We start from the raw sequence: 21385 nt of genomic DNA on the forward strand, positions 1-21385 counted from the left end.
TAGCGTGACCTGCCCCGTCCCCGACGACAGGTCCCCGGTGCCCACCCCGAGCGTCTCGTACCTCGTGCCCGTCCTCAACGAGGCGGGTCGGCTGGCCGACGCCGTGCGGGGCGCGCTCGGTCAGGACTACGACGGGGCCCAGGAGGTCGTCGTGGCCGTCGCGCCCTCGGCCGACGGCACCGAGGAGGTCGCCGCCCGGCTGGCGCGCGAGGACCCGCGCGTGCGCGTCGTCGACAACCCGGCCACCGACATCCCCGCGGGCCTCAACCGGGCCCTGGCCGCCTCCACCGGCGACGTCGTCGTGCGGGTCGACGCGCACTCGGCCCTCCCGGACGGCTACACGCGCCGGATGGTCGAGGTGCTGCTCGAGACCGGGGCGGCCAACGCGGGCGGCATCATGCGCGCCGAGGGTCGCACGCCCCTCCAGGAGTCGGTGGCCCGCGCGTACAACAGCGGCCTCGGGCTGGGCGGCGGTGTGCACCACGCGGGGTCGGCCGCGGGGCCTGCCGAGACCGCCTACCTCGGGGTCTTCCGGCGCTCGGCGCTGCTGGCCGTCGGGGGCTACGACGAGACGCTGCGGCGCGGCGAGGACTACGACCTCAACGTCCGGCTGCGGGCCGCGGGGTACGAGGTGTGGTTCGTCCCCGACGTCGAGGTCACCTACTGGCCGCGCTCGGACTGGGCGCCCCTCGTCCGGCAGATGTGGGCCACCGGCGTCTGGCGCGGTGAGATGGTGCGCCGCTCCGGTCGCACCCGGCTGCGCTACCTCGCGGCGCCGGCGGTGGTGCTCGGGCTCGGGACGAGTGCGGCCGTGGCCGTGTCCGGGCTCGACCGGCGCCACCCGCTCCCCTTCGCCCTGGCCCACCTCGCCCCGCTCGCCTACGCGGGCTTCCTCGGCTGGGCGGGCGCCACGGCCGGCGCCTCGGACCTGCCGTCACGGGTGCGTGACGCCGCGGTCGTCGCGACCATCCAGGCCTCGTGGGGCGCGGGCTTCCTCAAGGGCGTGACGCGCGGGGCGGGCACGACCGTCGACCGGTCGCGGGTCCGCCGGCGCTGAGGCCCCGGTGCGCCGCGGCCGGAGGCGGTCAGCGGCGCGGGAGGGCCCCGAGCGCGAGCAGCCGGGCCACGACGCGCTCCGAGGCGTGGCCGTCGTCGAGCGGGTTGAAGTCGGCGCGCCAGCGCGCGTAGCGGGCCGCCCAGCGCGCCCGCTCGTCGGGCTCGTCGGCCCGGGCCACGGCGTCGGCGACCTCGTCCGTGGTGCGCACGAGGGGTCCCGGCGCCCGCTCGCCGAGGTCCCAGGCGAAGCCGCGGACCTCGGCCTCGTACCGCTCGGCGTCGGCGACGTGGAAGACCATCGGGCGGCCGGTGGCGCTGAAGTCGAACATCACCGAGGAGTAGTCGGTGACGAGGACGTCGGCGAGGGCGAGCAGGTCGCTGACGTCGGGATGGGCCGTGACGTCGAGGACACGGTCGGCGGCCACCTCGGCCCGCAGCCCGAGCGTGCGGGCGTGACCGCGCACGAGCACCGTCCAGTCGGGGCCGAGCCGCTCGGCGAGGGCGGTGGGGTCGAGCGGGTCGGGCTGGTCGAGCGCGTCGTCGCGCCAGGTCGGGGCGTAGAGGACGACCCGGGGGGTCACGACACCGAGGGAGGTGCGCGCCTCCTCCCCCGACGACGTGACGACGACGTCGTTGCGCGGGTAGCCCAGGGTCCACATCGGGCGGACGACGGCGTAGCTGCGCCGCAACGCGCGCGCGGCGAAGTCGTTCTGCGCCAACATCACCGACCAGCGGGTCGACTGCTTGACGACGGCCGCGAACAGCCTCGGGGTTCGGTCGCGCCGGCCGAGCGCGATCCGCTTGAGCGGCGTGCCGTGCCAGGTCTGGAGCACGAACTGGTCGCGGCGCGGGCGCCAGGAGTCCTCGATCCAGTCGTTGAGGACGAGCAGGTCGGCGCGGTCGCGGGCGGCCCGCCACTCGGGGGTGCCGACCCGGACGGCCGTCGCGCCCGTGGGCACCTCGACACCGTCGCGCGACACCGACCAGAGGCGTTCGACGTGCGGGGCGACCCGGGCCAGCTCGCGGTCGATGGCCGCGGGGTTGCAGGAGACGTTGCGCCCGTGGAAGCTCTCGAAGAACGCGGTGCCCCGACGAGCCCGGGCGCGACGGGGTTCGGGGGGTGGCCGAGCAGCGCGTCGACCCGGGTGACGACGCGCGCGGCGGCCCGCCCGTCGCGACGCTGGTGGTAGCGGTCGGCGAGCGCGCGGGTGTGGGCCAGGGCCTCCTCGCGCGCGGGGCCGCCGGGCCAGGTGTCGGAGAGGCGGGTCAGGGCCTCGGCCCAGGTGCGCTCGACCCGTCCACCGGTCGTCGCCTCGTAGGGCTCGTACAGCCCGTGCCGGCGCGTGTAGTCCTCGAGGTCGGGGGCGAGGAAGACGAGCGGAACGCCGGTGACCGCGGCATCCAGCACGATCGAGGAGTAGTCGCTGACGACGGCGTCGGTGGCCCAGAGGATGCGCATCACCTCGGGCTCGACCCTCGAGTCGAGCAGCCGGACGGCGTCCGACCGGTGGCTCCAGTCCCCCACCGCGAGCGGGTGCGGCCGGACGAGGAGCACCGCGTCGTGGGCGGCCAGCCACTCCTCGACGAGGGTCCACTCCGCGGGGGTCGGCACGACCGGGTCGGCGGAGCCGTCGCGCCAGGTCGGGGCGAGGAGCACGACGCGCCGGCCGCCGAGGTCGCCCACCGCGGCCCCGACCCGGGCCCGGGCGGCGGCGCGGCGCTCGTCCTCGGGGCCGCGGAAGAGCACGTCGGCGCGCGGCTCGCCGAGCACCTCGACCCGGGCCGGGTCGGCACCGAGGGCGCTGGCCATCAGGGGGGCGACGGTCGTCGACGAGACGGGGAGCAGGCCGATCCGCTGCCCGCCGCGGCGGTACATGGCGGCGAGCATCCGGGGCACCGGGCCGCGGTCGCCGACGACCGGCAGGCGCATCGCCGCCGGGCTGTCGAGGTGCATCCGCTTGAGCGGGCTGCCGTGCCACAGCTGGACGACGAGCGCGCCCCCGGTGCCGAACCGGCTGGCGTCGCCGTAGCCGTGGGTGAGGACGACGACGGCCGCCCGGGTGGCGGCGCGGAAGGCGGCGGCCGAGCCGTGCTCGAGGACCCGGACGCCCAGCGCGCGGGCGTCGGCGGCCTCCTGCGGCGTGCGGGCCAGCCAGGTGACCCGGTCGGCGCGGCCACGGGCGACGAGCTCCTCGACGAGGGCGCGGGCGCCGTCGTGCACGCCGTACGCACTGCCGACCACCCAGGTGTCGCGCCGCCGGGGCACGACCCGGGTCACGAGGTCGCCGAGGGCGTACCGCGGGAGCCAGAGCACCTTCTCGACGTTGCGTCGGGCGAAGGCGGTGTCGGGCACGCGCGCCAGTATCGCGCATGCCTGCGTGCGCTCCCTCCGCGGTTCGAGGTATCCCGCCACCGTGGGACATCGGCCGATTACCTCGACCGAGCGGGCACCCCCAGCGGTTCGAGATGAAACCAGACCCCAGACGGCCCACCATCACCTCGACCCGGCAGGCATCCTCCGCGGTTCGAGGTATTACGCCACCCCGGCGCGACGGCCGGATACCTCGACCCCGCGAGCACCCACAGCGGTTCGAGGTGAAACCAGACCCCCAGACGTCCCACCATCACCTCGACCCAGCGGGCGAGGCGGGGTCAGCCGGCGGAGCAGACGTTCGCGAGGTCGCCGGTGTTGGCGTCGGGGTCGGTGCCGGGGCGCTCCATGACCGCCGGCTTCGAGGCCTTCGGGGCGGGCGTGCCCGTCGACGCCTTCGCCGAGCTGCTGCCACTCGCTGCCGACCCGGCCCTGGCCGGCGTCTTCTCGGACGACTCGATGGCCGCGCGGACGGTCGAGCGGACGACGGCGGGGTCGTAGTCCCAGGGCTTGATGAGCGGCGGGACGAAGTTCACCGACGTGATCTTCTCCTGCTTGGTCTTCACCGCGACGTCGGCGAGCCCGGCCAGGGCGTCCTGCGGGATGTCGGTGCGGAAGACGCCCTTGCTCGCGGCGGCCAGGTCCCCGAAGTGCAGCAGCACGGTCTTGGGATCCAGCTGCTTGACGAGCGCCGTGACGACGCAGCGCTGGCGGGCCATCCGCTCGTAGTTCGTCGACTTGGTGCGGCTGCGGGAGTACCAGAGGGCGTGGTAGCCGTCGAGGTGCCGGCGGCCGGGCTCGATCCAGCCGAAGATCTCGCGCGAGCCGCCGCCCATCGGGGTCCGCCGCTGGACGGTGATGTCGAGGCCGCCGACCGCGTCGACGAGGCTGCTGAAGCCCTTGAGGTCGACCATGACGTAGTACTGGATGTCGAGCCCGGTGAGGCTCTCGACGGCCTCGCGGGTCGCGAGCAGCCCGGGGTCCTTGGTGCCGGCCGGGAAGCGGTCGGCGTGGTCGTGACCCCACGTGTACAGCGCGTTGAGCAGGCACTCGTCGCCGCAGGTCCAGCCCTCGGGCATCAGCCCGGCCATCACCGAACCCCGGCGGAAGTGGATGTTCTCGGTCTCCCGGGAGAACCCGAAGAGCACCGAGCGGCCGGTCTCGGCGTCGACGCTCGCGAGCTGGATGGAGTCGGGCCGCAGCCCGATCCGGCCGGCCCCGCTGTCACCGCCGAGCAGCAGCACGTTGTACCGGCCGTCGACCGCCCCCGCCGCCTCGCCGGTGCCGAACACCGACGTCATCGCCGCCCGGGCGGACCCGACGGTCGACCCGAGCCAGCCGACCAGCCCGGGCGCGAGGAGCAGCACGAGGAGCAGGACGATCATCCGGCGGCGGTCCTTCGTCGGCAGCCGGTCGGGCCGGCCGAGGCGCCAGGCGTCGACGAGCAGCACGACCCAGAGCAGCGCGAGCGCCGCGAGGAGGACCTGGAGCAGCACGAGGCTGATGCGGTGGGTCAGCACCGTGAGGAGCGCGGTGCGGCTGACCAGACCGAGCAGCCCGAGCCCGATCGCCAGCACCAGCGCGCCCCCGAAGGCCCGCAGCGCGAACCGGCCGAGCGGCTTGCTGCCGGCGGCCACCTGGGCGCTGCCCGGCAGCACGAGGGTGAGCAGGAGGAGGGTGACTGCGCGGCGCCGGTCGCGGCTGCCGTCGCGCCGGTCGCGGGTGTCGACGCGCACGGTGTCCTCGACGGCACCGCGTTCGAGCACGCCGGTGCCCCGTTGGTCTCCCATGGTCAGCCAGTATCGGCACGGGTGCGCCGGGTGCGGTCGAGGCGCGCCGGGGCGGTCATACTGGGTGGCCGCACCGACCGGAGTGGGAGTGTCCATGACCGACGACGAACGAGCCCGTCCGATCCCCCAGGGGTCCGGGTCCGGGCCGGACGACGACGTCTACGTCGTCGACACCCGCCGTCGCGGCCGCGCGCCCGCTGCCGGGTCCGCCGGTTCCGCCCGTTCCGCCGGTTCCGCCCGTCCCGCGCCCACCGGACGCCTCCCCGGGCCGGACGGCCGCCCGCCGCTCCCCCGCCGGAGGCCGCCGGCGGCTACGACGAGCTCGGCCGCCCGCTGCCCGCCGGCCCACCGCCCGGAGGCGGCAGTGGCGGGGGCTCGCGCCCGCCCCGTCCCGAGCGCCCGTCCCGCCCCGAGCGACCGCCGCGCACCCGTCGCCGCGGCCGCCGCACCGCGACCCTGCTCGTCCTCCTGCTCGTGGGCTGGGTGGGGTTCACGGCCTTCGCCCCGTGGCACGCGTGGTCGACGGTGAGCCGCGAGGACACCGAGCCCTCCGGCGAGCGCCCCGCGGCCGGCGACGGCCACACCTACCTGCTCGTCGGCTCGGACAGCCGCGAAGGGCTGACCGCCGCGCAGAAGAAGGCCCTCGGCACCGGCTCGGCGGCCGGCCGGCGCACCGACTCGATCATCCTCGTCCACGTGCCGTCGGGCTCCGGCAAGCCGGCGCTCATCTCCGTCCCGCGCGACAGCTACGTCCCGATCCCCGGCAAGGGGAGGAACAAGGTCAACGCCGCCTTCGCCTTCGGCGGCCCGAAGCTGCTCGTGCAGACCCTCGAGCAGGCCACCGGTCTGCGCATCGACGGCTACGTCGAGATCGGCTTCGGCGGCTTCGCCGGGGTCGTCGACAGCCTCGGCGGGGTCGACATCTGCGTGCCCCGCAACATCAAGGACAAGAAGGCGCACCTGAACGTCAAGAAGGGCTGCCAGACCCTCGACGGCCCGACCTCGCTGGGGTACGTGCGGGCCCGTTACTCCGACCCCCGGGGCGACCTCGGCCGGGCCGAGCGCCAGCGCCAGTTCCTCGGCGCGGTGATGAAGAAGGCCGCCACGCCCGGCACCGTGCTCGTCCCGTGGCGGTGGTGGTCCTTCACGCACTCGGCGGCCTCGAGCGTCATCGTCGGCGAGGACACCTCCCTGCTCGACGCCTACCGGATCCTCTCGACGATGCGGAAGGTCTCGTCCGACGAGGCCCTCAGCCTCGTCGTGCCGATCTCCGACCTCAACGCGACGACGTCGGCCGGCTCCTCGGTGCTCTGGGACACCCAGCGCGCCAAGGACCTCTTCCGGATGCTGCGCGACGGCACCCCGCTGGAGGCGCCGCCCGAGGGCACCGACGGCAAGCCGACCGGCGGCTGAGCAGGCACGACACCCCGCGCACCCGCTCCCCACCTGCGCTCTCAGGGGATGCCCAGTCGGGGCCGTTAGACTCGCCCGGTCCCGCGCCCGCGGGGCCTGGACGCGCTCGCGAGGAGGAGGACCGGTGGACGGCGCCGCACCGCGCGGGGATGAGCACGACCTCGATCCCGACGACGCCTTCCCCTCCCGGCGCCAGCTGCACGGCCGGACGCGCAAGCCCTGGCGCCGCCGCGTCGCCATCGCCCTCGTGCTCGTCGTCGCCCTCGTCGGGGCCGGCGCCGCGTGGGCCACCTGGCACCTCAACGCGAACATCACCAAGGTCGACGTCTCGGCGGCCGTGGGCACCGACCGCCCGACCCAGGCGCCGCAGGCCCGGGGGGCCGTCAACATCCTCCTCGTCGGCTCCGACACCCGGGAGGGCAAGGGCAACGACAAGATCGGCGAGGTCGTCGAGGACCCGGGCCAGCACTCCGACACCAACCTGCTCGTCCACCTCTCCAAGGACCGCACCTGGGCGACCGTCGTGTCGATCCCCCGCGACTCGATGACCAAGGCCCCGCCGGAGTGCTCCCCCAAGGCGCCCACGGACCAGTGGGTCACCCGGCAGTGGAACCACAACTACAAGATCGGCGGCATCGGCTGCCTCATCCGCACCCTCGAGGGCAACACGGGCGTGCGCGTCGACCACTACGCCGTCGTCGACTTCCGGGGCTTCCAGTCGATGGTCGACGCGCTCGACGGTGTCGACGTCTGCACCACCGAGGCCATCGACGACCGGCAGTCCGGGCTGCGCCTGTCCGCCGGCACCCACACCCTCAAGGGCAAGCAGGCCCTGGCCTACGTGCGCACCCGCAAGTCGCTCGGCGACGGCTCCGACCTCGGCCGGATCAAGCGCCAGCAGGCCTTCCTCTCCTCGATCGCGCAGAAGGCCACCTCGAGCCAGCTGCTCTTCCAGCCGACCGCCCTCTTCGGGTTCCTCGACGCGGCGACGAAGTCGCTGACCACCGACCCCGACTTCGGGCTCGGCACGATGAAGGACCTCGCCGAGAGCGTGCGCGGCATCGGGCTCGACAACATCCAGTTCGTCACCGTCCCCAACGAGAGCTACGCGCCGGACCCCAACCGCGTGCAGTGGCAGGCGTCGGCCGACGTCATCTGGGAGGCCTTCCGCGACGACCACCCGCTCGGGAAGAAGCCGTCCTCCACGGCCACGCCGTCCCCGACCGCCAGCCCGCTCACCGTCTCCCCCGCCGACGTGAGGGTCCAGGTGCGCAACGGCTCGGGCACCTCGGGGCTGGCCAGCCAGGCCAAGGCCGCCCTCGAGGTCCAGGGCTTCACGGTCACGGGCACCGGCAACGGCGAGTCCCGCACCGGCACGCTCGTCGAGTACTCCGCCGGCCAGGAGGAGGCGGCGCGCACGGTCGCGGCGGCCTTCCCGGGCGCCAGGCTCGAGGAGGCCACCGGGCTCGGGAAGACGGTCCACGTGACGCTCGGCGCCGGCTCGAAGAACGTCGTCGAGGTGCCGAACCGCACGGGCACCAAGGACCTGCCGAAGCAGCCGGTCAAGGCCCCGAAGCCCGCTCCGACCCCGACGCCGACCATCTCGGCCCGCCCGGCGGACGCCGACATCTGCTCGACCTCCTGACGCGGCGGCCGGAGGACCCCGGAGTCAGCCCTTGAGGAGCTGGCGGGCCATGACGATGCGCTGCACCTGGTTGGTGCCCTCGTAGATCTGGGTGATCTTGGCGTCGCGCATCATCCGCTCGAGCGGGAAGTCGCGGGTGTACCCGGCGCCGCCGAGCAGCTGCACGGCGTCGGTGGTCACCTGCATCGCGACGTCGGAGGCGTAGGCCTTGGCCGCGGCGCCGAAGAAGGGCAGGTCGGCGTCGCCGCGCTCGGACTTGGCCGCCGCGACGTAGACGAGCTGGCGGGCGGCCTCGAGCTGCATCGCCATGTCGGCGAGCATGAACTGGACGCCCTGGAACTCGGCGACGGCCTTCCCGAACTGCTGCCGCTCCTTGACGTACGCGACGGCGTGGTCGAGGGCGCCCTGGGCGATGCCGACGGCCTGGGCCCCGATGGTGACGCGGGTGTGGTCGAGGGTGGCCAGGGCGAGCTTCAGGCCGGCGCCGACCTCGCCGACCACGCGGTCGCCGGGGATGCGGCAGTGGTCGAAGTGCAGCTCGCGCGTGGGGCTGCCCTTGATGCCGAGCTTGCGCTCCTTCTCGCCGAACGAGAACCCCTCGTCGGACCTCTCGACGACGAAGGCGGTGATGTTGTTGCCGCGCGGGCCGTCGGGGTCGGTGACGGCGAGCACCGTGTAGTACTCGGAGACACCGGCGTTGGTGATCCACGACTTCTGCCCGGTGAGCACCCAGTCGTCGCCGTCGCGCACGGCCTTGCACCGCATCGCCGCGGTGTCCGAGCCGGCCTCGCGCTCGGAGAGCCCGTACGAGAACGTCGTCTCACCGGCGGCCAGCGGGGTGAGGTAGCGCTTCTTGACCTCGTCCGACGCCGCGAGCACGAGCGGCATCGAGCCGAGCTTGTTGACGGCCGGGATGAGCGAGGAGGACGCGCAGACCCGGGCGACCTCTTCGATGACGATGCAGGTGGCCAGCGCGTCGGCCCCGACCCCGCCGTACTCCTCGGCCACGTGGGGGCGAAGAAGTCCGAGGCGACGAGGGCGTCGTGCGCCTCCTGCGGGTAGCGGGAGTCCTCGTCGACCGCCGCCGCGAACGGCGCGATCTTGTCCTCGGCCACCGCCCGGACGGCCTCCCGGACCGCCTCGTGGTCCTCGCCGAGCCGGTAGGTGTCGAAGTCGGGGTTGCCACTCATGGAGGCGATGTTACTGCCCGGTACCCGGAGTGGGTCAGACGGTGATGGTCCCGCCCTCGAAGCGCCCGGTGGCCGAGCCCCCGGACTCCTCGACGTGGGCCACGGGAAAGCCGTACGACCCGGTGGGCCCACCGGCGGCCAGCCACGCGTCGAGCACGGGCCCCCAGACGCCCCAGGCCGGCTTGTCGGTGAGCCCCCAGAGGCCGCCGCGCTCGAAGGCCTGGGTGTAGCCGCGGGCGACCACCTGCCGGTCCCCGCGCGGGAGACCGAGCACGCCACCCTCCCGCCCGAGGGCCACCCAGGCCGCCCAGGCGTAGTTGTGGACGATGGCCCGCCCGGTGGTGGGCCCGCTGACCGTCGCGCCCTTCTGGAAGCGCTGGATCCAGGCCCCGCCCGGGAGGTTCTCGACGAGGGCCACCGGCCACTTCAGCGGGCCGGTCTCACGCCCGCTCGCGGTCCACATCGTCCAGCGGTAGCCCCAGACGCACGTGGTGGCGGTGCTCGCGCTGTCGACGATCGCGCCCTTCTGGAAGCGCTGGATCCAGCCGCCGTCGCTCAGCCCCTCGAGCCGCGCGCCGGTGGGGAACCCGAGGACGTCCGGGCCCCCGTACTCGGCGTACTTCGTGAGGACGAAGCTCGTCATCGCCGCGGCGCCCGTGGCGCTGGTCCACCAGATCCGGCCGCCCTGGTAGTTCACGTACTTCGCGCGGCCGTCGATGGTGTTCTTGATCGGCCCGGTCGAGGCCTTGAGGTAGGACCGGTGGCCGCCCATCGCGGAGTAGAGCTTCTCCATCGGGCCCCACTGCGGCAGGTACGGCGAGCTGTGCTCGGCCGTGGCGTTCGAGCTGAGCGAGGTCGTCGAGCAGTTCTCCCACTTGTACGGCGGGACGCAGGAGACGACGCGGCAGTGCACACCACCGCTGCACTTCACCTGCGTGTTGCACTGGCCGTAGCGGAAGTCGTTGCAGCACACCCGCCGCTGGTCGCAGGTGGCCTTGGACCCCGAGCCGCACTTGCAGTTCCAGCACTTGCTGTCGCAGAGGTGGTCGGAGCAGCCGCTCGTGCACTTGGTGCACTTGGCGTTGCAGTCGACGATGTAGCGGTAGCCGCCGCCGCACCACGAGGAGTCGGCGGCCTTCCACCAGCCCGCGGTGAAGCTGCCCGGCGGGCACCCGTTGACGCCCTTGTTGATGGTGGCGCAGAAGACCGTCCAGCCGCCCGCGGCCGTGTTGGCCGGCCCACAGATCGTCGCGTACGCCGACACCGGCCGCAGGGCGTAGGCCTTCGGGTCGGTGACCAGCGCCGAGCCGGCGACCGCGGCGCCGACGAGCACGCCACGGCGGCTGGCGCCGCGTCCGCGGGTCAGCCGGTCGATGACGCGCACGATGCCGCTCGGGCGCTCGAGCACCTCGTCGAGCGTGGCGCGGGACGGGCTCGTGGTCACAGGACCACCCCTCTCCGCCGCATCACCGCGGCGGGTTCGACGCCCAAGGAACGGACCACGCCGGCCGCCCGGGGCACGGTGGCCATCCGGCGGGCGTGGCTGCCGATGACCGTGTACAGGCAGAAGGCGCGGTCGCCGACGCTGAAGAAGTGCTGGCTCGCCGAGCGGCCGGGCAGCTGGCGCGGCATCCGTCCGGGCGAGAACTGCGAGGGGGCGAGCCGGGGCCAGCCGCTGCGGGCGAACAGACCGCTGCCGGCGAGGTCGGTGCCGTACTCGACGAGCGCGACGAACACGTCGTCGGCGGCGAGCTCCTCGACCAGGCCGGACCCGAAGTCGCCGGTGCCGGCGGGGATGGGCCGCGAGCAGGTGTGCAGCACCGGAAGGGTCCGCTCACCGGGACCCTGCGGACCGGGGTCGGACGGGGCGATGCCGCGGGCCGCCTCGTCGGTGCCGATGTCGGCCGGACGCCGGACGATGCTCGCCGACCACCCGGCCGGCACGTCGAGGCTGATCCCGTAGCCGGTCCGCCTCATGCCACTCCGCCCAACGCCGTCCACACGAGGGCCGCGGCCCCCATCGAGAGGCCCACCCTAGCCACGAGGTCGGCCGACGGCGCGGCGAGCTCCACACGTCTCAGGACGGCCCAGAGCCGTTCGCGTGAGTCGACCCCCACCATCGCGACGAGCGGGAGCGCCCGGACCAGCCCGAAGACCAGCCCCATCAGCGCGCCCGCCCACGGGGTGCCGCCGAGGGCCGCGAGCACGAGGACGGCGTAGGTCGTCGAGCTCGTGACGATCGTGACGACCCCGACGCCCAGCTGGGCCCCGAAGCCGAGCCCCACGACCCAGCCGCGGTAGCGCCCGATCCAGGCCTCGTCGACCTGCCGGCGCCACGACGGCAGCCGCGCTCCCCCGACCCCGAGGTCGAGCAGCAGCCCGAGCACGAGGAGGACGGCGGCGAGGGCGAACCCACCGGCCGACCACCGCCAGCTTTCCGGCACCGCGGCACCGAGCAGGGCGGCGAGCAGCCCGACGAGCGTGCCGCCGAGGGCGGAGGAGAGGACGTACGCGCTCGTGGTCAGCCACCAGCGGGAGGCGCGGGCCCGCTCACCGAACGGGCTGATGCTCGTGAGCATCGACTCGCCTCAAGGGCTCCAGGTGGCCCGGACCGCCGCGAGCACCGCCATCGGCACCCCGACGGCGAGCACGACGGCCAGGGCGGTCACGCGTGGGGGCCCTCGGCGTCCTCGGGCTCGGGCGACGTGTGCAGGCTCGGGTGGCCGGGGGTGACACCGGCGGCGAGCAGCTCGGCGTCGACGCGGCTGAGGTCGTCGCGCTCACCGCGGTCGTCGATTCCGACCGCGCCGGGGCCGGTGCGTCCGGCCGCGGTCCGGGCGTGGCTCGTCTCGTCGACGGCCTGCTGGAGCAGGTCGCGCACGGCCGGCCACGACGTCGCCGAGCCCTCGCCCGTGACGACGCCCTGCTCGAGGAGGACGAAGTACGGCGAGCCCGGGACGTCGTAGTCGCTCCACGCGGCGCTCGAGGCCACGACCCGGGTACCCGGCCGGGCCAGCTTCGCGAGCACGGCGGGCGACTCGTCGGGGGTGTCCTTGACGACGACGACGACGCGGGCGCCGGCCGGCGCCACGGTGTCGCCGTCGAGCTCGTCCCAGAAGGTCAGGCAGACGCTGCAGCCGGAGGTGAGGAACGCGAGCAGGGTGGTCGGTGACGCGGGACCGGCGACCTCGACGACCGCGTGCCGGCCCTCGAGGTCCTGGCCGACGACGTCGAACGACGCGCTCGAGGCCGGCCGGGTGGCGGGGACGACCCCGGGCTCGATCTGCACGGGAACGGCTCCGGGAGGGCCGTCGTGCCCGGCGGTCCCGGCCGCGGCGGCCTCCTGCTCGAGCTCGAGCCCGGCGCCGAGCTCGTGGAGCGCCTTGAGGATCAGGGCGTGGCTGCGCAGCAACCCGAGGACGAGCACCCCGAGCAGCGCGATCGCCACCCCCTCGGCGACGACGACCCAGACCATGTCAGACCCTCCTCGTGCTGGCGCTGCGGACCGCGCGCACCTCGACCGACGGCAGGACGGCCATGACCTGCCACGCGAGGAAGCCGACGAGGCCGGTGAGGCCCGCGAGGCCGGCGACCGTGCCCGCCCCGACACCCTGCCACGGCTCGGCGGGAGCCGCGACGGCGACGGCCAGCCCGACGAGGGCGGCCAGCCCGGTGAGCGCGGCGTGGACCCGGGTCGGCGGGGTGTCGGCCTTCCCGAAGCAGCCGCAGCTGGACAGGACGCCCCCGTGGGCCAGGGCGCGGACGACGAAGGCGGTGAACCCGGCGTACAGCACAGCGACGAGCGCGCCCGTGACCTGCGAGGGCGCCACGACCGCGGCGACCCCGACGACCACCTCGAGGGCCGCGAACGCGCGCACCCCGGCGGCGGGGGCCGGCAGCCCGGTGGAGCGCAGGGCGCGGACGAGGTCGCCCGGGCGCAGCACCTTCGGCGCCCCGGCGAGCACGAGGAGCGTCGCGGCGGCGAGGAACGGCACCGCGAGGACGCCCCAGACGCCGGTCACGTCACTCGCCGCGCAGCAGGTGCCAGAGGTGGCCGTGCTGCTCGCGGTCGGTGAGCTCGGGGAGCACCTCGCGCTCGAACAGCTCGACGCCCGTGAGGTCGTAGGCCTGCTCGGCGAAGTAGGTGATGGCGTAGGTCATGCCGCGCGCCTCGAGGTCGTGGAGGCGCTCCACGACCTGCTCGGGGGTCCCCACGAGCGGCCCCGTGCGATAGGTCTCGACCGTGTCGTCGACCTTCGCCTCCGGGACGCCCGCCCCGAGCAGGCGGTCCCGGATCGCGGCGAGGCGGTCGGCGACCTCGCGCTCGTCACGGCCGATGACGACGTTGTAGTTGGCGCTGCGGACGATCTCGCCGAACTCTCGGCCGATGTCGCGGCAGTGCTGCTCGAGGATGGCGCTCTTGGCGCTGAACCCCTCGGGGGTGCCGTCGAAGTTCGTGTAGTCGGCGTACTCGGCCGCGATGCGCAGCGTCTTGCGCTCCCCGCCGCCGGCGACCCACATCGGGATGCCGTTGTTCCTGCTGCCCGGCTGCGAGGTGCCCTGCAGCGGCCGCGGGAAGCACATCGCACCGTCGACCTGGTAGTGCTCGCCGTCGAGCGTGGCCCGGCCGGTGGTCCACATCTGGCGCATGACGTCGACACCCTCGCGCAGCATCGCGAGGCGCTCGCCGGCGCGGGGGAAGCCGTAGCCGTAGGCCCGCCACTCGTGCTCGTACCAGCCGGCGCCGATGCCCATCTCGAGGCGCCCCTCGGAGACGACGTCGACGGTGGCGGCGACCTTCGCGAGGTAGGCCGGGTTGCGGTAGGCCATGCACGTGCACATCTGGCCGAGCCGGACCCGGCCGGTGACGCCGGCGAAGGCGGCCATGAGGGTCCACGCCTCGTGCACGGCCTCCTCCGTGGGCTGCGGCACGGGGTGGAAGTGGTCGTACACCCAGATCGAGGTCCAGTCCTCGATGCCGTCGGCCCGCCGGGCCAGGCCGGCCATGACGCCCCAGTGCTGGTCGGGGTCGATGCCGACGAGGTCGTGGCGCCAGCCCTGCGGGATGAACAGTCCGAACTTCATGCGTGCTCCTCGCGGTGGTGGTGCCACCGATCATGCCGCAGGCCGTGGCCACCGGCTCGGGCGCGGTGCGCGGCCACCGTAGGCTGCCCCCGTGGCACACACCATCTGCGTCGTCGGCACCTCGTACGTCGGGCTCTCGCTGGCCGTTCTCCTCGCCCGGCAGCACGACGTCATGGCCTTCGACATCGACGAGTCCCGCGTCGCCGCCCTCCGCGAGGGCCGCAGCCCCATCTCCGACCCGGACATCGAGGAGCACCTCGCCTCGGGCCGCCTGCGCCTCTCGGTGACCGGCGACAAGGAGGAGGCCTACCGCGGGGCCGAGTTCGTCATCGTCGCCACCCCGACCAACTACGACGAGGCGACCAACTACTTCGACACGAGCAGCGTCGAGCAGGTCGTCGGCGACATCCGGCGGATCGAACCCTCGGCCACCGCCGTCGTCAAGTCCACGGTGCCCGTCGGCTTCACCGCCGGGCTGCGCGAGCGGCTCGACACCGACCGGGTCGTCTTCTCCCCCGAGTTCCTCCGCGAGGGCCTGGCCCTGCGCGACAACCTCCACCCGTCGCGCATCGTCGTCGGCGACCGGGGCCCGGCCGGGCAGCGCTTCGCCGACCTGCTCGCCGCGGCCGCCCTCGACGACGACGTGCCCGTGCTGCTCACCGACAGCACCGAGGCCGAGGCGATCAAGCTGTTCGCCAACACCTACCTCGCGATGCGCGTGGCCTACTTCAACGAGCTCGACACCTACGCCGCCACCCACGGCCTCGACTCGCGGCAGATCATCGACGGCGTCGGGCTCGACCCGCGCATCGGTGCGCACTACAACAACCCGAGCTTCGGCTACGGCGGCTACTGCCTGCCCAAGGACACCAAGCAGCTGCTCGCCAACTACGCCGACGTGCCGCAGACCCTCATCGGGGCCATCGTCGACGCCAACACGACCCGCAAGGACTTCGTCGCGGCCGACGTGCTGGCCCGGCGCCCGAAGGTCGTCGGCATCCACCGGCTCATCATGAAGGCCGGCTCGGACAACTTCCGCAGCAGCAGCGTCCAGGGCGTCATGAAGCGGATCAAGGCCAAGGGCGTCGAGGTCGTCGTCTACGAGCCCGAGCTCGAGGCCGACTCCTGGTTCGGCTCGCGGGTCGTCGACCTCGAGGAGCTCAAGGAGCGCGCCGACGTCATCGTCGCGAACCGGCTGACCCCCGACCTCGCCGACGTCGCCGACCGCGTCTACACGCGCGACCTCTTCGGCGCCGACTGACGCCGGCGAGGCCCACCGGCTCAACCCTTTGGGGTCCCAACAGTCTTGCGTTGCACCAGAATTGCCGCAGATCTCGCTTGCCATTCGAACGTCGGTTCGATACGATGGAGCCCTCGGAGGGGAGCCGATGGCTCGCACAGCGCACCTGGTGGACGTCGCACGGGCAGCCCGCACGCTCCTCGCGGAGGCCACGGACGCGCCTCCGCCCACCGGCTCGCTCGCCGAGTGCGCCGAGCTGCTCGGTGAGCTGCAGGCCCTCGTGAACGTGGCGACCGCCCTCCAGGACACCACGGTCGTGGCCCTGGCCGCGGTGGAGACCGAGGTCGCCGAGGACGGCACCCTGGTGGAGTCGCGGCATGCTCCGGGGCACGTCGCCCTCGACGCGCCGGCCATCGTCTCCGGGGTGCTGAGCGTGTCGTCGGTCCACGCAGAGCGACGAGTGCGCGACGCGGTCCGTCGGGCGGCGGACGGATCCGCCGGGACAGACACCTGCACCGGTCTCGGCGGGCTGCACCGTGCAATGGCCGTTGGCCGGCTGGACGCCTACCGGGCGCAGGTCGCCGCGCACGAGCTGGAGGAAATGCCGGCCGAGGTCGCCGCCACCGTCATCGAAGCCCTCGACCCCTGGCTCGACCGCGAGGACGGCCCGGGGCTGCGGCGCCGGGTCCGGCGCCTCCTCTCCCGGATCTCCCCCGACCTGCTGCGGCAGCGAGCCGTCCGCGCCCGTAGCCAGTCATCGCTGCAGCGGTGGGTCGACGAGCCCGGGGTCGACACCTGGCACGGCACGTTCCCCTCCGAGGAGGCCTGCGCCGCGTGGGCCGCGATCGACGCGCTCGCCCACCAGTACCTCGCCGACGGCACCTGCGAGCGCATCGACCGGGCCCGGGCGAGGGCCCTCACCGACCTCGTCACGAGCAACGCCACCATCGACCTCCAGGTCGTCCTCACCACTGCCAGAGGCGCGGTCGCCGACGACCGCACTCCGCCGCTGCCGACCGGCACCCCCGGCGACCTCGTCGAGGTCAGCGGCGGGCGGGCCGGGGACCCGGTCCTCGTCGACCGCGCCTGGCTCGACCGGGCGATCGAGCGCACGTTCGTCTCCGGTCGCGACCCGCTCGGGCGGCCCCGGCTCCTGCCCTGCGATCCCGACACCGGTGCCCCCGTCGACCCCACCGGCGAGCTGAGCTCCACCGCATACCGGCCCTCAGCCCGCCTCGCCGCCTTCGTCCGCGCCCGTGACCAGCACTGCCGCTTCCCCGGGTGCCACGTCTCCGCCCGGTTCTGCGACCTCGACCACGTCGTCGCCTGGCCCACCGGCCCCACCGCCGCGCGCAACCTCGCCTGCCTCTGCCGCCGACACCACCGAGTCAAGCAACGCACCGGCTGGACCGCCACCCTCCACCCCGACGCCACCATGACCTGGACCGACCCCACCGGCCGCACCCGCACCACCCACCCACCCACCGCCCTCCATCAGGCCGTACTCCCCGACCGCGGCACCGACCGTCCGCCACCGCCGACGATCCACTCGCTCGTCTTGCGCGACGGCCCCCACTCGACCCTCGAACACCACCTCGAGCACGAGGCCGCCGGCCCCTTCGCGTGCCGGGTCCACGTCGTCCGCCCGTCCGTCCCGGTCAGCTGCGAAGCCCGACCACACCCGCTACCCCGCCGAGCGAGGGCGAGCGACCCACCTCCGTTCTGATTCGATGCGTCACCTCACCGCGCAACGGCATGAGCGTCGGACTGCTCGGCGGTGTCAGCGCCCGGGGAAACCCGTGCCATGACCCCGGTGTGTCCGGTTCCTTCCCGTGCTCGCGCCCGAAGGGTGGCAGACGCTCTCGATGTCCACGGACGACGACCGTCCCCCTGCCCGGCGGTCCGCCCGCCGACCTCGCCCCGGGGCGGGGGCGGAGGAGCATGATGGCCGCCATGGGAGCCCTCATGCACCAGAACGACCCCGACCTCGTCCGCGAGCTGCTGATGGACCCCGGCATCTGGGTCGTCGTCGGGCTGTCGAACAACCAGCAGCGACCCGCGTGGGGGGTCTCGCAGTGGCTCACCTACGAGCTCGGGAAGCCGATCATCCCGGTGCACCCGAAGGCCGAGACGGTGCACGGTGCGACGGGCTACGCGAGCCTGGCCGACATCCCCGACCAGGACCTCAAGGTCGTCGACTGCTTCGTCAACTCCTCGCACGTCGGGGCCGTCGTCGACGAGGCGATCGTGCACAAGGACCGGCTCCAGATCGACGCGGTCTGGATGCAGCTGGGGGTCGTCGACCAGGCCGCCGCCCAGCGCGCCCGCGCCGCGGGGCTCGACGTCGTCATGGACACCTGCCCGAAGATCGAGTGGCCCAAGGTCCGCAGCGACGGCATGCAGCGCTGAGGCGCCCGCGCCGCTCGGGCGGACCGGTGGCTCAGCCCTGACGGCGCTCGCGCAGGGCCGCGCCCTTGGCGTGCGCCTCGTCGCGCAGGGCCTCCCGGAAGGTGGCCAGGGCCGCCCGCAGCCGCTCGGCCTCGGGCCCCTCACCGGCACCGAGGATGCGGGCCGCGAGCAGCCCGGCGTTGCGGGCGCCACCGACCGACACCGTCGCCACCGGCACGCCGGCCGGCATCTGGACGATGGAGAGCAGCGAGTCCATCCCGTCGAGGTACTTCAGCGGCACCGGGACGCCGACGACCGGCAGCGAGGTGACCGAGGCGAGCATCCCCGGCAGGTGGGCGGCCCCGCCCGCGCCGGCGACGAGCACGCGCAGCCCGCGCTCCTCGGCGGTGCGGCCGTACTCGACCATCTCCTCGGGCATCCGGTGGGCGGAGACGACGTCGACCTCGCAGGTCACGCCGAGCTCCTCGAGGACGGTGACGGCGGCCTCCATGACCGGCCAGTCGGAGTCCGACCCCATGACGACGCCGACGACCGGTGCGCTGCTGCCCGTGGTGCTCATTCGGTGACCACTCCCTGGATGTAGTCGGCGGCGTGGCCGGCCCGCTCGCGCAGGTCGGCGAGGTCGTCGCCGGAGACGTTGACGTGCCCGATCTTGCGGCCGGGGCGCACGCCCTTGCCGTAGAGGTGGACCTTGACCTCGGGGTCGCGGGCCATGACGTGCCGGTAGGTGGGGTACAGCTCGGGGTAGTCGCCGCCGAGGACGTTGGCCATGACGGTCCACGGGGCCAGCGGGCGTGGCGAGCCCAGCGGCAGGTCGAGCACGGCCCGCAGGTGCTGCTCGAACTGGCCGGTGACGGCGCCGTCCATCGACCAGTGGCCGGAGTTGTGCGGGCGCATCGCGAGCTCGTTGACGACGAAGGCCGGCTCGCCGTCGGTGTCCTCGACCTCGAAGAGCTCGACGGCCAGCACCCCGGTGACCCCGAGCGCGCCGGCGACCCGCAGCCCCGCCTCGACGGCCCGCGCCGAGAGGTCGGGGTCGAGGTCGGGGGCCGGGGCGAGCACCTCGGTGCAGATGCCGTCGGTCTGCACGGTCTCGACGACGGGCCACGCCGCGGCCTGCCCGGACGGGCTGCGCGCGAGCAGCACGGCGAGCTCGCGGCGGAAGGGGACCCGCTCCTCGAGGAGCAGCCCGGTGCCCGCGTGGGCGGCCCGCTCGAGCCAGTCGGTGAGCTCGGCCGCGGTGTCGACGACGCGCACGCCCTTGCCATCGTACCCGCCGCGCGGGGTCTTGGCGACGACCGGCCAGCCGACCGCGGCGCCGAAGGCCTCGACGTCGGCGAGGGTGTCGGCACGTGCCCAGCGGGGGCACGGCACGCCCAGCTCGCCCAACCGCTCGCGCATCGCGAGCTTGTCCTGGGCGAAGCGCAGCGCCTCGGGCGTGGGGTGGACGGGGACGCCGGTGGCGACGAGCTCGTCGAGGACCTCGGCGGGCACGTGCTCGTGGTCGAAGGTGACGACGTCGCACGCGGCGGCGAAGGCGAGGACGGCCTCGGCGTCGGTGTGCTCCCCCACCGGCGAGCTCGGCACGACGAGGGCGGCGCTGGCGTCCGGGTCCTCGGCGAGCACGCTCAGCGTGAGGCCGAGCTCGGCGGCCGGGCCGGCGCACATCCGGGCGAGCTGGCCACCACCGACGATGCCGATGACGGGGAAACCTCCGGGCGCACGGCGAGGGGTGGTCACCGGGCGAGGATATCGACAGGCCCGCGCCGGTAGGCTGCATGGGTGACCGCACAGGAGACCCCGACCCGGGGACCCGTGAGCCGCGCCCTCGACACCGTGCGCGGTGCGGTCGACGTCCTGTACCGCGAGGCCATCAAGTTCGGCGTCATCGGGGCGATCGCGTTCGTCATCGACCTCGGCCTCGCGAACCTCCTGTGGCACGGCCCGCTCGCCGACAAGGTCACCACCGCCAAGATCGTCTCCGGCGCGGTCGCCACCCTCTTCGCGTGGGTCGGCAACCGGCAGTGGACCTTCCGGCACCGCCGCAGTCGGCCGGTGCACCACGAGGTCGGGCTGTTCTTCGGCGTCAACCTCGTCGCGCTGGGCATCTCGGCGGTCGCGCTCGCGGCGTCGCACTACGGCCTGGGCTTCACGAGCCGGCTCGCCGACAACATCGCCACCGTCGTCGGCATCGGCCTCGGCACGCTGTTCCGGTTCTGGGCCTACCGCCGCTGGGTCTTCTCCCACGAGCCCATCTGAGCCGTCGGGCTCAGGACAGGGAGAGCCGGCCGGAGGGGCCGCCGACCAGCGCGCGTGACGCCTCGACGACGGCCCGGACGAAGGCGGCGGTCGCGGGCGGGTCCGGGGGCTCGCCGTAGGTCGCGACGTGGACCCGGCGCCGCAAGTCCTCCAGCTCGGTCGTCTCGACCCCGGGCACCCGGTGCTGGGCGACGGAGAGCCCGGGCATCGTCGTGACCCCCAGGCCGGCCGCGACCATCGACTGCTGGACCACCGGGTCGTCGCTCGTGTACATGATCCGGGGCGTGAAACCTGCTGCCGCACAGGCGCTCACGAGCTCGCGGCGGCAGTTCTCGCAACCGGCGATCCACGGGGCGTCGGCGCTCTCCTCCAGGGTCCGACCACCCTCCGTGCTCAGCAGGTGCATCGAGTCGTCGAACAGGTGGGTGAAGCGCAGGCCGTCGGGGACCTCGTCGTCGTAGCGGAAGACCACGGCGACGTCGATGAGTCCCTCCCGGAGCTGCTGCAGGGCGAGGTCCGGGTGCAGGTCCTGGAGGGTGAGCTCGATGGCCGGGGCCGAGGTGCGCATGCTGCCGGCGGCCGTCGTCACCACGCTGCTCAGGGCGGACTGGAAGCCCGCCACCCGGACCCGACCGCTGCGCAACCCGCCGAGCGCGGCGAGCTCGTCCTCGGCCGCCTCGACCCGGCCGAGGATCTCTGCCGCCCGGTGCGCCAGGAGCTCGCCGGCCGGGGTCAGCCGGATGCCCCGTCCCGCACGCTGCGTCAGGGGCAGCCCCACCTCGGCCTCGAGCCGGGACAGGTGGTGGCTGATCGACGGCTGCGCGTAGCCGAGCTCGCGCGCCGTGGCGGTGACCGAGCCGGTGCGCGCGAGCGTCGACAGGACCGTGAGGCGGAAGAGGTCCAACACCCATCGAAGATATCGAACAT

The 21385-nt window shown here is 74.1% G+C and carries 19 protein-coding genes and 2 pseudogenes; 7 read left to right on the top strand and 14 right to left on the bottom strand.

The genetic code is table 11. The features are described from left to right. Positions 1 to 37: 37 nt before the first annotated feature. Positions 38 to 1057, top strand: a complete 1020-nt coding sequence (locus G7075_RS10590; protein ID WP_166121659.1) for a glycosyltransferase family 2 protein — start codon at positions 38 to 40, stop codon at positions 1055 to 1057. Positions 1058 to 1085: 28 nt separating this feature from the next. Here G7075_RS10590 and G7075_RS21165 read toward each other — a convergent pair whose 3' ends face one another. From G7075_RS21165 to G7075_RS10605, 3 genes and pseudogenes are all read right to left on the bottom strand, one after another. Beyond that, a complete protein-coding gene (locus G7075_RS21165) occupies positions 1086 to 2306 on the bottom strand; it encodes a CDP-glycerol glycerophosphotransferase family protein (RefSeq protein ID WP_305849814.1) in 1221 nt (406 codons plus the stop codon). Continuing rightward, positions 2207 to 3469 (bottom strand): annotated as a pseudogene (locus G7075_RS21170) (CDP-glycerol glycerophosphotransferase family protein); the annotation flags it as partial. The gene G7075_RS21165 and the pseudogene G7075_RS21170, both read right to left, overlap by 100 nt. A 239-nt stretch (positions 3470 to 3708) precedes the next feature. After that, the gene (locus G7075_RS10605) at positions 3709 to 5217 is read right to left on the bottom strand and encodes an LCP family protein (protein ID WP_166121663.1); all 1509 of its coding nucleotides are present in this window, start codon (positions 5215 to 5217) and stop codon (positions 3709 to 3711) included. A gap of 474 nt (positions 5218 to 5691) precedes the next feature. Here G7075_RS10605 and G7075_RS10610 point away from each other — a divergent pair, with 474 nt between their 5' ends. Both G7075_RS10610 and G7075_RS10615 read left to right on the top strand, forming a co-directional pair. Then, positions 5692 to 6630: an LCP family protein gene (locus G7075_RS10610; protein ID WP_240917542.1), complete on the top strand. Its 939-nt coding sequence runs from the start codon at positions 5692 to 5694 to the stop codon at positions 6628 to 6630. A gap of 124 nt (positions 6631 to 6754) precedes the next feature. Then, positions 6755 to 8275 carry an LCP family protein gene (locus tag G7075_RS10615; protein ID WP_240917543.1) on the top strand — a complete coding sequence of 507 codons (1521 nt, stop codon included), beginning with the start codon at positions 6755 to 6757 and terminating at the stop codon, positions 8273 to 8275. A 24-nt stretch (positions 8276 to 8299) separates the two neighbouring features. Here G7075_RS10615 and G7075_RS10620 read toward each other — a convergent pair whose 3' ends face one another. The 8 genes and pseudogenes from G7075_RS10620 to G7075_RS10650 all read right to left on the bottom strand — a co-directional run bounded on the left by G7075_RS10620 (position 8300) and on the right by G7075_RS10650 (position 14550). Next, the gene (locus tag G7075_RS10620) at positions 8300 to 9163 is read right to left on the bottom strand and encodes an acyl-CoA dehydrogenase family protein (RefSeq protein ID WP_371814236.1); all 864 of its coding nucleotides are present in this window, start codon (positions 9161 to 9163) and stop codon (positions 8300 to 8302) included. Further along, a pseudogene (locus G7075_RS22755) lies at positions 9155 to 9465 on the bottom strand (acyl-CoA dehydrogenase family protein); the annotation flags it as partial. The pseudogene G7075_RS22755 and the gene G7075_RS10620, both read right to left, overlap by 9 nt. 34 nt (positions 9466 to 9499) lie before the next feature. Beyond that, complete coding sequence (locus G7075_RS10625) at positions 9500 to 10909, bottom strand: LGFP repeat-containing protein (RefSeq protein WP_166121665.1); 1410 nt, start codon at positions 10907 to 10909, stop codon at positions 9500 to 9502. Continuing rightward, positions 10906 to 11442, bottom strand: a complete 537-nt coding sequence (locus G7075_RS10630) for a hypothetical protein (protein WP_166121667.1) — start codon at positions 11440 to 11442, stop codon at positions 10906 to 10908. The genes G7075_RS10625 and G7075_RS10630 overlap by 4 nt, the downstream gene beginning before the upstream one ends. Further along, a complete protein-coding gene (locus tag G7075_RS10635) occupies positions 11439 to 12044 on the bottom strand; it encodes a sulfite exporter TauE/SafE family protein (protein ID WP_166121669.1) in 606 nt (201 codons plus the stop codon). The genes G7075_RS10630 and G7075_RS10635 overlap by 4 nt, the downstream gene beginning before the upstream one ends. Positions 12045 to 12130: 86 nt before the next feature. Continuing rightward, positions 12131 to 12940, bottom strand: a complete 810-nt coding sequence (locus G7075_RS10640) for a hypothetical protein (RefSeq protein WP_166121671.1) — start codon at positions 12938 to 12940, stop codon at positions 12131 to 12133. A gap of 1 nt (position 12941) precedes the next feature. Then, a complete protein-coding gene (locus G7075_RS10645) occupies positions 12942 to 13487 on the bottom strand; it encodes a MauE/DoxX family redox-associated membrane protein (protein WP_166121673.1) in 546 nt (181 codons plus the stop codon). 1 nt (position 13488) lies between these two features. Then, positions 13489 to 14550, bottom strand: a complete 1062-nt coding sequence (locus G7075_RS10650; RefSeq protein WP_166121675.1) for an LLM class F420-dependent oxidoreductase — start codon at positions 14548 to 14550, stop codon at positions 13489 to 13491. 91 nt (positions 14551 to 14641) lie between these two features. On the opposite strand from G7075_RS10650, the gene G7075_RS10655 reads away from it, so the two are divergent. The 3 genes from G7075_RS10655 (at position 14642) to G7075_RS10665 (ending at position 18199) form a co-directional block, all read left to right on the top strand. Beyond that, complete coding sequence (locus tag G7075_RS10655; protein WP_166121677.1) at positions 14642 to 15811, top strand: nucleotide sugar dehydrogenase; 1170 nt, start codon at positions 14642 to 14644, stop codon at positions 15809 to 15811. A 148-nt stretch (positions 15812 to 15959) separates the two neighbouring features. Beyond that, positions 15960 to 17516 (top strand): HNH endonuclease signature motif containing protein, encoded by a 1557-nt coding sequence (locus G7075_RS10660; RefSeq protein ID WP_166121679.1) that lies wholly within the window; start codon positions 15960 to 15962, stop codon positions 17514 to 17516. 227 nt (positions 17517 to 17743) lie between these two features. Continuing rightward, a complete protein-coding gene (locus tag G7075_RS10665; RefSeq protein WP_166121681.1) occupies positions 17744 to 18199 on the top strand; it encodes a CoA-binding protein in 456 nt (151 codons plus the stop codon). A 31-nt stretch (positions 18200 to 18230) separates the two neighbouring features. On the opposite strand, the gene purE is transcribed toward G7075_RS10665, so the two are convergent. Further along, positions 18231 to 18758 (bottom strand): 5-(carboxyamino)imidazole ribonucleotide mutase, encoded by a 528-nt coding sequence (gene purE / locus G7075_RS10670; protein ID WP_166121683.1) that lies wholly within the window; start codon positions 18756 to 18758, stop codon positions 18231 to 18233. Continuing rightward, on the bottom strand, positions 18755 to 19939 hold the full coding sequence (locus tag G7075_RS10675) for a 5-(carboxyamino)imidazole ribonucleotide synthase (RefSeq protein ID WP_166121685.1): 1185 nt from the start codon (positions 19937 to 19939) through the stop codon (positions 18755 to 18757). Before G7075_RS10675 ends, purE begins: the two co-directional genes overlap by 4 nt. A 42-nt stretch (positions 19940 to 19981) precedes the next feature. Between G7075_RS10675 and G7075_RS10680 the strand changes: the two genes are divergently transcribed. Then, a complete protein-coding gene (locus tag G7075_RS10680; RefSeq protein ID WP_166121687.1) occupies positions 19982 to 20458 on the top strand; it encodes a GtrA family protein in 477 nt (158 codons plus the stop codon). A gap of 10 nt (positions 20459 to 20468) precedes the next feature. Here G7075_RS10680 and G7075_RS10685 read toward each other — a convergent pair whose 3' ends face one another. Next, entirely contained in the window at positions 20469 to 21365 is an 897-nt protein-coding gene (locus G7075_RS10685) for a LysR family transcriptional regulator (protein ID WP_166121689.1), read from the bottom strand. Positions 21366 to 21385: the final 20 nt, after the last annotated feature.

It is taken from the genome of Phycicoccus sp. HDW14 (assembly GCF_011383005.1).
Taxonomy (GTDB): Bacteria; Actinomycetota; Actinomycetes; order Actinomycetales; family Dermatophilaceae; genus Phycicoccus.

Excerpts from the sequence above, each read along its gene's own strand:
- purE (WP_166121683.1), bottom strand. The coding sequence starts at position 18,758 with ATGAGCACCACGGGCAGCAGCGCACCGGTCGTCGGCGTCGTCATGGGG.
- G7075_RS10605 (WP_166121663.1), bottom strand. The coding sequence starts at position 5,217 with ATGGGAGACCAACGGGGCACCGGCGTGCTCGAACGCGGTGCCGTCGAG.
- G7075_RS10635 (WP_166121669.1), bottom strand. The coding sequence starts at position 12,044 with ATGCTCACGAGCATCAGCCCGTTCGGTGAGCGGGCCCGCGCCTCCCGC.
- G7075_RS10620 (WP_371814236.1), bottom strand. The coding sequence starts at position 9,163 with ATGCCGCTCGTGCTCGCGGCGTCGGACGAGGTCAAGAAGCGCTACCTC.
- G7075_RS10650 (WP_166121675.1), bottom strand. The coding sequence starts at position 14,550 with ATGAAGTTCGGACTGTTCATCCCGCAGGGCTGGCGCCACGACCTCGTC.
- G7075_RS10665 (WP_166121681.1), top strand. The coding sequence starts at position 17,744 with ATGGGAGCCCTCATGCACCAGAACGACCCCGACCTCGTCCGCGAGCTG.
- G7075_RS10630 (WP_166121667.1), bottom strand. The coding sequence starts at position 11,442 with ATGAGGCGGACCGGCTACGGGATCAGCCTCGACGTGCCGGCCGGGTGG.
- G7075_RS10640 (WP_166121671.1), bottom strand. The coding sequence starts at position 12,940 with ATGGTCTGGGTCGTCGTCGCCGAGGGGGTGGCGATCGCGCTGCTCGGG.